Origin of the sequence: Pseudomonas sp. R37(2017), assembly GCF_002113375.1 — a bacterium.
GTDB lineage: Bacteria > Pseudomonadota > Gammaproteobacteria > Pseudomonadales > Pseudomonadaceae > Aquipseudomonas.
The window spans coordinates 240,051-251,745 of the sequence record NZ_NEHO01000006.1 but is presented as its reverse complement, the minus strand read 5'-3'; the positions used below and the strand labels follow the sequence as shown (position 1 = coordinate 251,745).

Annotated in this window: 11 protein-coding genes; 9 read left to right on the top strand and 2 right to left on the bottom strand. The window is 59.9% G+C overall.

Going from position 1 to position 11,695, the window contains the following annotated elements; translation table 11 throughout:
• Nucleotides 1–53: 53 nt before the first annotated feature.
• Nucleotides 54–194, bottom strand: a complete 141-nt coding sequence (locus tag CAG47_RS28575) for a hypothetical protein (RefSeq protein WP_158091313.1) — start codon at nucleotides 192–194, stop codon at nucleotides 54–56.
• Between the two features lie 135 nt (nucleotides 195–329).
• Between CAG47_RS28575 and CAG47_RS13025 the strand changes: the two genes are divergently transcribed.
• The 9 genes from CAG47_RS13025 (at nucleotide 330) to CAG47_RS12985 (ending at nucleotide 10,687) form a co-directional block, all read left to right on the top strand.
• On the top strand, nucleotides 330–926 hold the full coding sequence (locus CAG47_RS13025; RefSeq protein ID WP_085725264.1) for a paraquat-inducible protein A: 597 nt from the start codon (nucleotides 330–332) through the stop codon (nucleotides 924–926).
• The gene (locus tag CAG47_RS13020) at nucleotides 923–1,579 is read left to right on the top strand and encodes a paraquat-inducible protein A (RefSeq protein ID WP_085725263.1); all 657 of its coding nucleotides are present in this window, start codon (nucleotides 923–925) and stop codon (nucleotides 1,577–1,579) included. The genes CAG47_RS13025 and CAG47_RS13020 overlap by 4 nt, the downstream gene beginning before the upstream one ends.
• Nucleotides 1,560–3,236 (top strand): intermembrane transport protein PqiB, encoded by a 1,677-nt coding sequence (locus tag CAG47_RS13015; RefSeq protein ID WP_085725262.1) that lies wholly within the window; start codon nucleotides 1,560–1,562, stop codon nucleotides 3,234–3,236. Before CAG47_RS13020 ends, CAG47_RS13015 begins: the two co-directional genes overlap by 20 nt.
• A gap of 17 nt (nucleotides 3,237–3,253) precedes the next feature.
• Entirely contained in the window at nucleotides 3,254–3,811 is a 558-nt protein-coding gene (locus tag CAG47_RS13010) for a membrane integrity-associated transporter subunit PqiC (protein WP_085725261.1), read from the top strand.
• A gap of 305 nt (nucleotides 3,812–4,116) precedes the next feature.
• Nucleotides 4,117–4,764, top strand: coding sequence for a histidine phosphatase family protein (locus CAG47_RS13005; protein WP_085725260.1), 648 nt, complete (start codon nucleotides 4,117–4,119; stop codon nucleotides 4,762–4,764).
• A 182-nt stretch (nucleotides 4,765–4,946) separates the two neighbouring features.
• Nucleotides 4,947–6,668, top strand: coding sequence for a lipid IV(A) 4-amino-4-deoxy-L-arabinosyltransferase (gene arnT / locus CAG47_RS13000; protein ID WP_085725259.1), 1,722 nt, complete (start codon nucleotides 4,947–4,949; stop codon nucleotides 6,666–6,668).
• Nucleotides 6,669–7,004: 336 nt separating this feature from the next.
• Nucleotides 7,005–8,018, top strand: a complete 1,014-nt coding sequence (locus tag CAG47_RS12995) for an iron ABC transporter substrate-binding protein (RefSeq protein WP_085725258.1) — start codon at nucleotides 7,005–7,007, stop codon at nucleotides 8,016–8,018.
• Nucleotides 8,019–8,021: 3 nt separating this feature from the next.
• Nucleotides 8,022–9,620 carry an iron ABC transporter permease gene (locus CAG47_RS12990; protein ID WP_085725257.1) on the top strand — a complete coding sequence of 533 codons (1,599 nt, stop codon included), beginning with the start codon at nucleotides 8,022–8,024 and terminating at the stop codon, nucleotides 9,618–9,620.
• Nucleotides 9,617–10,687: an ABC transporter ATP-binding protein gene (locus CAG47_RS12985; protein WP_085725256.1), complete on the top strand. Its 1,071-nt coding sequence runs from the start codon at nucleotides 9,617–9,619 to the stop codon at nucleotides 10,685–10,687. Before CAG47_RS12990 ends, CAG47_RS12985 begins: the two co-directional genes overlap by 4 nt.
• Before the next feature lie 4 nt (nucleotides 10,688–10,691).
• Here the strand turns inward: CAG47_RS12985 and xerC are convergent, their stop codons facing one another.
• A complete protein-coding gene (xerC, locus tag CAG47_RS12980) occupies nucleotides 10,692–11,630 on the bottom strand; it encodes a tyrosine recombinase XerC (RefSeq protein ID WP_085725255.1) in 939 nt (312 codons plus the stop codon).
• Nucleotides 11,631–11,695: the final 65 nt, after the last annotated feature.

Sequence of the window (11,695 nt, the reverse complement as noted above, 5' to 3'; positions counted from 1 at the left end):
CAGCGGATGCCTGAGACGAGTCGACCCTCGCCTCAGGCATTCCTTAGCGCCTGTTACAGCATCGGCATGTTGACGCCCTCCTTCTGCAAATCCTCCCGCACCGACTGGAATTCCTGAAACCTGGACAACTCGATCGGCCCGTAGCAGGTCATGCCTTGCATCTTGCGGGGCGGGTATTTGCTGCAGGTCTGCATGAGCCCGTCATCGACCGGCCCGCTGGCGGACTGTGCGAGCTGAGTCCTTGTTTTAACTTTATATTTGCTCAATCGCGAGTCGCTTCTATATTGAGGGGGTGCTCTGAATTTCCTGCCACTTGTTGAGCTTGACCCATGGCATCTACCGATCAGCTGATCATCTGCGAGCACTGCGACAGCGTTTACCAGAAGGTCACGCTCGCCAAACATCAGAAAACCTTGTGCACGCGCTGCGGAGGCGTGCTACAGCGCTATAACGGCCTCACGGTGGAGCAACGTCTTGCGTTGACCTTCACCGCGCTGATGCTCTGGATTTTCGCCAATTTCTACCCGGTGATGAGCATCAGCCTCAAAGGCGTGAAAAACAGCGCAACTCTATGGGACTCGGTGCTGGCCCTGAGCCTGGGATCTATCACCTTCATCGCCATGGTGGCGGCAATCGCCATGATCATCGCGCCGATTTTCCAGTTAGTGCTGCTGATCTGGGTGCTCGGCTTCGCGCTCCGCGGGAAACGTTCGCCCGGCTTCAGGTTCTGCATGCGCTGGCTGGAAACCCTGAGGCCCTGGAGCATGCTCGAAGTCTGCCTGCTGGGCGCCATGGTCGCGGTGATCAAACTCGCCGGACTGCTTGATGTGCTGCCCGGCATAGGGCTGTTCGCCCTGGCGGCACTGAGCCTGATGATGATCCGCATTGCCGGGCGCGACATTCGCGAACTGTGGGACATGGTATGAGCACACCTCCTTACGCCGACGAGCTCAACCTGTGCCTGTGCCACACCTGTGGCCTGGCCTGCGACATGACAGGCGAACCTCACGAATGCGAGCGTTGCGGTGCACCGTTGCACCGGCGCAAAACCAATTCGCTGACCCGCACCTGGGCCTACATGCTCGCGGCCCTGGTGTTCTACATCCCGGCCAACCTGTTGCCAGTGATGAACACCGAAATGGTCGGCAATGGTGCCGACAGCACGATCATGAGCGGTGTGCTGGAATTCTGGGAAGCCGGGGCCTGGGACATCGCCCTGATCATTTTCATTGCCAGTATCGCGGTGCCGGGCATCAAGTTCGTCGCCATCACACTGCTGTTGGTGACCGTGCAACGCGACAGCGAGTGGGCACGAAAAGAGCGCTCGACGCTGTACCGCTTCGTCGAGATCATCGGCTACTGGTCGATGCTCGATGTGATCGTGGTCGCCCTGGTGGCCTCGCTGGTGAAATTCCAGGCCCTGGCGGACATCGAACCGCGCCCGGGCATTCTGTTTTTCGGCCTGGTCGTGGTGTTCACCATGCTCTCGGCAATGAGTTTCGATCCCCGCATGATCTGGGATAAAGAACGGGGAAACCCACACAATCAGGAGGTCACGGATGAAGTCACAAGCCACTGACGGGCCGCAAGCCCCCGGGCAGGCACCGATCAAGACCCGCCGATTCAGCGTTTCGCTGGTCTGGATCGTACCGATCGTAGCGGTGCTGGTGGGTATATCACTGGTGGTTCACAGCTATTTGCAGCAAGGCCCGACCATCGTTGTCACGTTCAAGACCGGGAGCGGCCTGACCGCGAACAAGACCGAGGTCAAATATCGAAATGTGGTGATTGGTCATGTCTCCGATGTGGAACTGAGCAGTGACCAGAAGAGTGTCAACGCCACCATCAAACTGGCCAAGCAGGCCGAGAGCTTTACCCGCGAGGATTCGCAGTTCTGGGTCGTGCGGCCGCGCATTGGCGCTGGCGGCGTGTCCGGTATCGATACCCTGCTGTCGGGCGACTACATCGGTGCCGATATCGGCCAGGCCAACGGCCGGAAGAAAAATTTCCAGGGGCTGGAAAACCCGCCGCCCATTACATACGGCGAGCCGGGAAAGCGCTTCACCCTGTTCACCCAGGACCTGGGATCGCTGGACATCGGCTCCCCGGTCTACTACCGCAAGATCCCGGTGGGCCAGGTGGTGGCCTACGCGCTGGACCCGGATGGCAAGGGCGTGAACATCGAGCTGTTCATCCATGCGCCCAATGACAAGTACGTCACCGAAAACACCCGGTTCTGGAACGCCAGCGGCATCGACGTAAACGTCGGTGCCAACGGTTTTGCGGTCAAGACCGAATCGCTGTCCTCCCTGCTGGTGGGCGGCATTGCCTTCCGCGCCCCCGACTACAGCCCTGACGATAAACCGGCGGCCGCGGAATACGCCTACGAACTGTTCGAAGACCAGCAGACCGCCCTCGCCCCGCCAAGCGGCAAGCCGCAGTACCTGGCCATGCGCTTCGACCAGGCGATGCGCGGGCTCAAGGTCGATGCTCCGGTGGAGTTCCTCGGCGTGGAAATCGGCAAGGTGGTGGCGGTCAATCTGGATTACGACGCAAAGAAACGCAGTTTTCCAGTCAACGTCGGCATCGTGATTTATCCGCAACGCCTGGGCCAGGCCCACATCCAAATGCTCAAGGCGCTCAATCATGACCCCAATGACGAAGCCGGGGGCGCGCGGGTGATCGGCACCTTTATCGAAAACGGTTTGCGTGCCCAGGCGCGCACCGGCAACTTCCTGACCGGCCAGTTGTACATCGCCCTGGACTTCTTCCCCAAGGCGGACAAAGTCGTTTTCGATCCGACAGCGCGCCCGGTCATGATCCCGACCATTCCGGGCAGCCTCGAGCAATTGCAGGAAAAACTCGAAGCCATGGTCGACAAGGTCAACAAACTGCCGATCGAGCGCATTGCAGGCAATCTCGATGGCAATCTGGTTGAGCTGCGCAAAGGCATGATGCAATTCAACGGCAAGATCCTGCCTGGCGTGCAAGCGACCCTGTCGGATGTCAGCAAGACCCTGGAGACCGCCAACTCGACCCTGCTATCCGCCAGCTCGACCTTGGCCGAGGACTCGCCGCAACGGGAAAAACTGGGGCAGACCCTGGATGAACTGGGACGCACATCGAGATCCTTGCGTGATCTTTCGGATTACCTGGGGCGGCATCCGGAATCGCTGCTTCGTGGCCGTCCGAACAATGCCGCGCCCGTGGATCTGCAGGGACCACCGCGCAATTGAACACAGGAGCAACACCCATGGCTTTTCCGCTGAAGTTCACACTGGTCGCTGCGCTGTTGCTGCTCACCGCGTGCCGCAGTGACCCGATTCAATTCCACACCCTGACCCCGGCGCAGGCCGGTGATCACTCAAGGGCCACCGTCGGCGTGATTCAGATCGAGACGATCAGCGTGCCGCCCCAGGTAGATCGCGCACAGATCGTCATTCGCGAAAGCAACAGTGGCCTGGCGATCCTGGAAAACCAATGGTGGGGCGCGACCCTCGTGGACGAATTACGCAGTGCGCTGGCCGATCAACTGAGCAATAGTCCCGTACAAGGCAAATACTCGGTGCGCGTCGATGTGCAGCGTTTTGACTCGGTCCCCGGTCAATACGCGCTGATGGATGTGAGATGGCGTCTGCGCAGTGCCGAGACAGGCGACACGGCACGGGTGATTTGCCGCAGCACCCTGCAAACGCCTTCGGGCGCAACCATCGACGACCTCGTACTGGCCCAGCAAAACAATGTCAAACGCCTAGCCGCGTTGATCAGCCAGGCTGCGACCCGATCACAGCCAAGTTGCACTTCGCCCTGATCGCCTTTTTGCTGCCGCCCGGATTAACGGCGACAAGTTCGCCGTTAATCCCTCCCCCAAGTCCCGCTTGTTTCTCACTGAGACCCCCATACAAATACAAACGATAAGAATTCTCAATAAATGACTAATTACCCGCCGCTATCTTCACTGCATTTTTTTCACATTCCGTTCACCGTTCCGAGACCTGCGCACATTTAACTTGGCACGCAACTAGTTCACCGAAACTCAATTCGGCGGATATTCATTGCGCTGTTCCGGGTTTTGTTTAACCGCATAGCCCCTGGCGCTCCAACGGGTGGAAAAACTTGTTCAACTCCGACTCGCGTAAACCATCTTCCAGGCTGTCTAAAACGGTCGTGGCTATCGCTGTACTGACTGTCGCCGTGCTGGTCACCGGTTTTATCCTGTGGCCGAAATCCCCGACCAACCTGGCTGAGGAAAATGCGCAAGCCCGGGCCCAGTTGCTGCAACAATGGAAGGCCGGCGAGATCGCGGTGCTGGTTCGTCATGCCGAGCGCTGCGACCGCTCCGACAATCCTTGCCTGGGTCCGGCCGACGGCATTACCCGTATCGGCAGTGAAGCGGCTGCCGGTGTTGGCCAGGGCTTCGCCCGCCTGGGCCTGCAGCAGACCGACATCCTCACCAGCCCTGTGACCCGCACGGTGCAAACCGCGCACTACATGTTCAACAGTGACCCTCAGACCCAGGAATGGCTCGCGACCTGCGGCACGACCATGCGAAACGATGTCGTGGCGCACAAGGTGGCCCATCGCAACCTGGTGCTGGTGACCCACAGCGGCTGCATCGCTGACTTTGAAGAGCAGACCGGTCTGAAACATGCGGCGAAAGACGCCGAGTACACCAGTGCGTTGTTTGTGCGCATCGATGGCAGCGGGCAACTGCAAGTGCTCGGCATTGTCAATGCCGAGGACTGGAATGACCTGCTGAAGTAAACGACTGAGTCATTACACGACGACAACTTTTGTAACAAGTTACTTCGAAGTTGACTGAATAACAGCTGAACAAACAGTGAGAAGCATCAATGAACTTCTCACTGTTCTATATCGTCGCGCTTTTCTCTCTTGCAAGTTTCCTATCATTCTTCAACCAGCCCTTTGAGCGCCAAGGTCGAGACATGACGTCAAAACAGCCACTGCCAGATTGCGTTGGCCATTCTTCCCGCCAGTACGCCCCGACTACACCTGCCAACGAGCGCTGGCTGCTGTTCGCCCTGGTGCTTGCATTCATGGCGTTCTACTTGCTGCCGCTGATGAGTCATGGCCTGTGGATTCCCGATGAAACCCGTTATGCCCAGATCAGCCAGGAAATGCTGCAGGGCGGGAACTGGATCTCGCCGCACTTCATGGGCCTTCGCTATTTCGAAAAACCCATTGCCGGGTACTGGATGATTGCCATCGGCCAGGCAGTGTTTGGCGACAATCTGTTCGGGGTTCGTATCGCGTCAGCGCTGAGTACCGGGCTGAGTGTGTGGCTGACCTGGCTGATTGCTCGCCGCTTCTGGAACGATCCCCGCACCAGCTTTGCCTGCGCATTGTTGTACATGAGCTTCGGACTGATTGCCGGCCAGGCTGGGTATGCCAACCTCGATCCGCAGTTCACCCTGTGGGTCAACCTGAGCCTGGTCTCCCTGTGGTTCGCCATCGACAGCCGCACCACCCGTGCCCGCCTGGGTGCCTGGGCAGTGCTGGGCGTTGCCTGCGGCATGGGCTTCATGACCAAGGGCTTTCTGGCCTGGCTGCTGCCGGCGGTCATCGCCCTGCCCTGGATGCTCTGGCAGCGACGCATCGGGGAGCTGTTGCGTTACGGGCCGTTGGCGGTAGTCGTTGCCACGGCAGTCTGCTTGCCCTGGGCATTGGCCATTCATTATCAGGAACCGGACTTCTGGAACTTCTTCTTCTGGAACGAACACGTACGCCGCTTCGCCGCCGACAATGCGCAACACGCACGCCCATGGTGGTTCTACCTGCCGATACTGGCCGTTTCCGTGCTGCCCTGGAGTGCGTTGTTGCCGGCGACATTCCTCCAAGCCTGGAAACACAAGCATCGGCCCGTCAGCGGTTTCCTCCTGCTCTGGTTGTTGTTGCCACTGGCGATTTTCAGCATGAGCAGCGGCAAGTTGCCAACCTACATCATGCCGTGCCTGTTGCCGCTGGCATTGCTGATGGGCGATACACTGACCGGCTTGCTGCAACAGGCAAGGGAACGGACGATTCGCGTCAACGGATGGCTCAACGTCGCCATCGCCACGACAGCCCTGGCGGCCTTGCTGTACCTGCAATTGAGCCAGAAAATCTTTGAAAATACCGAGATGTTCAGCCTGTCCCTGGCATTCATCGTGCTGCTGGGCTGGATCATCGCCAACGCCCTGCAAGTCCTGCGGCCGTTGACGTTGTGGGCGATGCCGGCCCTCGGCATCTGGCTACTGGTGGCTCTGCTTCCCGCCGCCATGCCGAACCAGATCGTCGACAGCAAGATGCCCGACCGGTTTATCTCCGAACACTTGGACAGCTTGAACCAGACCACCTCGCTGTTGAGCAACGACCTGGGTGCGGCATCGGCCTTGTCGTGGCTGACCAGGCGACCGGAAGTGGCGCTCTACAATATTGTCGGCGAAATGAAATACGGCCTCCAGGATCCCGCCGCAGCCTCGCGCAAGGTGACTCTGCAAGACGTCGGGCGATGGATGACCGAGGCACGTAAAAAGGGCTCGGTCGGGGTGGTGATGCGGGTCAACAGCGTCGATGAGCTACAGGAGGTCGATGCGTTGCCCAGCGACGGCAAACGTTATCGGCGCGGCAACCTGCAAGTATTGATCTTCCCGCAAATCCAGCCCTGACAAGCAAGATGGCCATCACCGAGCTATCCTTTCGCAACCTTGGCGAACCCAGCAGCAACTGGCACCGTCAGGGGCGCCGAACACGCGATAAAAGGCATCCGGGGACAGCGCCATATTCTCATCGACGACATCGTTTGATCGACGAGGCGAACCACAGTCCCTACACTGCTGCTAATCTGAATGAAAATTACATGTATTAACGGTTTTTTTGACGTTATTTTCTCATTTGGATCTCTACATTTCCCGCAATTCAAATTCATGCAAATGATTCGCATTGGTTAACTGGCGTTTCAATGCGCACGACTTTCAAAAAATGCACCAGGAGCAGCCCGCAGAATGATTTCCAAAATCCCTTCGTTCTTGAAAAAAGCCCTGCTGACCACCGCTTTGCTGAGCGCTGGCCAGGTCTATGCCGAGGACTCCGTCGGCATCGTGGTGTACAACGCGCAACACGAAGGCCTGACCAAGGTCTGGGTCGAAGGCTTTACCCAGGAGACCGGAATTCCGGTGACCTTGCGCAACGGCGATGACACCGAGATGGGCAATCAGCTCGTACAGGAAGGCGCGGCCTCCCCCGCAGACGTATTCCTGACCGAAAACTCCCCGGCCATGGTGCTGGTCGACAACGCCGGGCTGTTTGCGCCGGTCGACAAAGCCACGCTGGAACAGGTTGATTCCGCCTACCGCCCGGCCCACGGCAAATGGACCGGAATTGCCGCGCGCTCCACCGTGTTTGTCTACAACCCGAGCAAACTGCCGGAAGCAAACCTGCCGAAATCGATCATGGACCTGGCCGGTCCGAGCTGGAAAGGACGTTGGGGGGCGTCGCCAGGTGGTGCTGACTTCCAGGCCATCGTCGCTGCCATCCTCGAGCAAAAGGGTGAAGCCGCCACGCTGGAATGGCTCAAAGGGATGAAAGCCAACTACGCCAACTACCGTGGCAACAGCTCGGTACTCAAAGCGGTGAATGCCGGACAGATCGACAGCGGCGTGATCTACCACTACTACAGCCTGGTCGATCAGTCCAAGACCGGTGAAAACAGCAAGAACACCGCTCTGCACTATTTCAAGCACAAGGATCCGGGCGCTTTTGTTAGTATCTCCGGCGGCGGCGTCCTTGCCTCCAGCAAACACAAAGAACAAGCCCAGGCGTTTCTCAAATACATTACCGGAAAGGATGGCCAGGCCGTCCTGAAGAACGGCAAGTCGTTCGAGTACGCCGTGGGCAAGAACGCTGAATCCAACCCTAAACTGGTGCCTCTGCAGCAACTCGATGCGCCGACTGTCGATGCTTCGAAACTCGACAGCAAAAAAGCCGTGGAGCTGATGACACAGGCTGGACTGCTCTAATTGATGCCTGAAACCCTGCCTGCGGGTGTCGCCGAGGCGACACCCGCGCATTTGCGTCGACGATCCCGTGGAGTCTTTGCGGGACGTGGCGGTGTATGGGTGATCGGTTTGTCGGTGCTGGTTTCATTACTGGCGCTGCTACCGATTGCTTACGTTATAGGCGTGTCCCTGCAGACAGGCTGGTCGACCGTCGTGACCCTGGTGTTCCGCCCTCGGGTCGGCGAGCTGCTGGTCAACACCGTGCTATTGGTGCTGCTGACGATTCCCTTGTGCGTGGTACTGGGGGTGACACTGGCGTGGCTCACCGAGCGCACGAATTTGCCGGGACGGCGCTGGTGGTCGTTGCTGGCCACCGCACCGCTGGCGGTGCCTGCGTTCGTTCACAGCTACGCGTGGGTCAGCCTGGTGCCGCCGATTCACGGCTTGTTTGCCGGCGTCCTGGTCTCGGTCATCGCCTACTTCCCCTTCCTGTATTTGCCGGTGGCGGCCACCTTGCGGCGACTCGACCCGGCCATCGAAGACGTCGCCGAATCCATGGGGCTCAAGCCCTGGAAAGTGTTTTTCCGCGTCGTGCTGCCGCAGTTGCGCCTGGCGATCTGCGGTGGCGCCTTGCTGGTCGGCCTGCACCTGTTGGCCGAATATGGCCTGTACGCCATGATCCGCTTCGACACCTTTACCACCGCGATCTTCGATCTGTTCAAGTCGACCTTCAACGGTGCAGCGGCACACATGCTGGCCAGCGTGCTGGCGCTGTGTTGCCTGGCGATGTTGACGTCTGAATCCGCCGCCCGGGGTTCGGCGCGTTACGCTCGCGTCGGTTCGGGGAGCGCCCGGGAGCAACGGGTCGTGCAACTGAAATGGGCATCCACCCTGCTCTCACTGACGCTGCAAATCGCGACCTGCGCCCTCGCCCTGGGTGTGCCCCTGATTACCCTCGGCAAATGGCTGATCGCCGGCGGCGTGGACGTCTGGGACATGACCGAATTGCTGCCCGCCCTGGAGCAAACCCTGCTGCTCGGTGTCGCGGGCGCAGCGCTGACCACCTGCGCGGCCATTCCAATTGCCTGGCTGTCGATCCGCTACCCCGGCCGACTGCAACGGGTACTGGAGAGCTGCAACTACATCACCAGTTCCCTGCCCGGAATTATCGTGGCGCTGGCGCTGGTGACCGTCACCATCCATTTCGCCCGGCCGATTTACCAGACCGTTTTCACCGTGCTGCTGGCCTACCTGTTGATGTTCCTGCCCCGCGCCCTGGTGAGCCTGCGCGCTGGCATTGCCCAGGCCCCGGTGGAACTGGAGAACATCGCCCGCAGCCTTGGCCGCTCACCGGCCCGGGCCCTGTGGCTGATCACCTTGCGCCTGGCCGCGCCGGGGGCAGCCGCCGGCGCGGCGTTGGTGTTCCTGGCGATCACCAACGAACTGACCGCCACACTGCTGCTGGCCCCGAACGGCACTCGCACCCTGGCGACCGGATTCTGGGCCATGACCAGCGAAATCGATTATGCCGCCGCTGCACCCTACGCCTTATTGATGGTCTTGCTGTCGCTGCCGCTGACCGGACTTCTTTATCACCAATCGAAAAAAACGGCTGGCCGATGAACACTCTTGAACTCAATGCCCTCTACAAGTCCTATGGCGCCCAATGCGCCCTGGACAACGTCAGCCTGTCGGTGCCCAGCGGCAGTCGCACTGTCATCGTCGGCCCGTCCGGTTCCGGTAAAACCACCTTGCTGCGGATGATTGCCGGCTTCGAATTCCCCGACTCCGGGCGTCTTTCGCTCAATGGCCAGACACTGGTCGACGGCACCCACGAAGTGCCGGCCCATCAACGCCTGATCGGCTACGTGCCGCAGGACGGCGCACTGTTCCCGCACATGACCGTGGCGGCGAACATCGGCTTCGGCTTGTCGACCAAGGGCAGTGAGAAACAACAGCGCGTCGCTGAGCTGATGGACAGCGTGGCGCTGGATGCAAAGATGGCCGAGCGCTGGCCTCACGAATTGTCCGGTGGCCAGCAACAGCGGGTGGCCCTGGCCCGCGCCCTGGCGCAGCAACCACGGCTGATGCTGCTGGACGAGCCGTTCTCGGCGCTCGATACCGGATTGCGCGCCGCGATGCGCAAGATGGTTGCACGGCTGTTGGAAGACGCGGGCGTCACCACCATTCTGGTCACCCATGACCAAAGCGAAGCCTTGTCGTTCGCCGACCAGTTGGCGGTGATGCGCCAAGGCCGCCTGGTCCAGTCAGGGCACCCGCTGGACCTTTACCGCTATCCCGAAGACGAACAGACCGCCCTGTTCCTGGGGGATGCCGTGGTGATGCCCGCCCGCATCGAGGCCGGTTGGGCCCATTGCGACCTGGGACGGATCCCGGTCAACAACCACCGCAACAATAGCTCGGCGCAGATCATGCTGCGCCCCGAACAACTGCAATTGGCCAGTATCCTCCCCACCGACCCGGATGCCGGTGGTTGCCGGGCCGTGGTCACCGATCGTGACTTCAGCGGCAACACTTGCACACTGACGGTTGAGCTCCAGTCAATGACCCGCAGCGAACAACCGGGCCGATCACTGCTGGTGCGCAGTTCAGGCATGTATGCACCACCCGCCGGCAGCGCGGTTCAGGTCTCGACCATTGGCCACGCCCATGTACTGAGCGAGATTTGATCGCTCACAGGTCGAATCGGTCCACCGCCCGACGTCGCTCGTTGTCGTCGCGCACATCGTAGTTGGCCGTGGTCTGGATGTTGCTGTGGTGCGCCAGTTTCTGCGCAATCGACAAGTCATGCTCTTCGATCACCCGGGTAATGAATGAACGCCGGAAATCGTGGGGCATGATTTTCACCCCGACCTGCGCGCCCCGCTGCCGGGCGATGTAGTAAATCGCATGTTTGGTGATGCGCTCGCGGGTGATGTGGCTGCCACGGCGGATGCGGTTGAACAGGAACGGATCGTCCGACTCACCTTCCTTGAGCAACGAACGGCGTAGCTCAAGCCAGGCTTCAAGCTTGGCGAAGGCCCAGGCCGGCGCATACTTGATCAACTGCTTGTTGCCCTTGGCCGTCACCCGCAGGCTGCGCTCGGTGAAATCGACCTGGTCCAGTTCCAGGTTCACCGATTCGGACTTGCGCATCCCCGAACCGTACAGAATCCCGATGATCGCGGCATCGCGCAGGCCTTGCGGCCGCGGATCAGCGGCGCAGGCCGCCATCAGCTCCTGGATCAGCGTGCGCCTGAGATTGCGCCCCTGGGACAGCCGTGTACCGGCGATACCCTTGACCGAACGCATCTTCAGCAGGTGTTCCTGAGAGATCAGGCTCATGCGCCACGCTTCGTTCATCACCCCGCGCACCGCGTTGACATACAGCGAGGACGTGTTCGGCGCATAGCCGTCCGTGCGCAAAGTGGCCACCAGCGCGATCACGTCCTCGGGCTGCAGGTTATGCCAGGGTATCTCCTCGATATCGTGGTCTTCGAAGCCCAGGCGGTCGGCGGCGTCCTGCAGCACGTATCGCATGGTCAGTTGGCTGGACGGCGCCAGTCGCGCCAGATACAGGGTCAGCGGATTGGTGAGGGATGTGCGTGAATCGGTTACAGATAAGTCAATCAAACGAAACGGCCTTGAATGAAAACAGTTCAATGAAGCAACTAAGAAGTGAATTAACGATCATGTAA

Bases quoted from the DNA above. Each gene is read 5' to 3' on its own strand.
- CAG47_RS28575 (WP_158091313.1), bottom strand. From the start codon at position 194: ATGCAGACCTGCAGCAAATACCCGCCCCGCAAGATGCAAGGCATGACC.
- CAG47_RS13025 (WP_085725264.1), top strand. From the start codon at position 330: ATGGCATCTACCGATCAGCTGATCATCTGCGAGCACTGCGACAGCGTT.
- CAG47_RS13020 (WP_085725263.1), top strand. From the start codon at position 923: ATGAGCACACCTCCTTACGCCGACGAGCTCAACCTGTGCCTGTGCCAC.
- CAG47_RS13015 (WP_085725262.1), top strand. From the start codon at position 1,560: ATGAAGTCACAAGCCACTGACGGGCCGCAAGCCCCCGGGCAGGCACCG.
- CAG47_RS13010 (WP_085725261.1), top strand. From the start codon at position 3,254: ATGGCTTTTCCGCTGAAGTTCACACTGGTCGCTGCGCTGTTGCTGCTC.
- arnT (WP_085725259.1), top strand. From the start codon at position 4,947: ATGACGTCAAAACAGCCACTGCCAGATTGCGTTGGCCATTCTTCCCGC.
- CAG47_RS12995 (WP_085725258.1), top strand. From the start codon at position 7,005: ATGATTTCCAAAATCCCTTCGTTCTTGAAAAAAGCCCTGCTGACCACC.
- CAG47_RS12990 (WP_085725257.1), top strand. From the start codon at position 8,022: ATGCCTGAAACCCTGCCTGCGGGTGTCGCCGAGGCGACACCCGCGCAT.
- CAG47_RS12985 (WP_085725256.1), top strand. From the start codon at position 9,617: ATGAACACTCTTGAACTCAATGCCCTCTACAAGTCCTATGGCGCCCAA.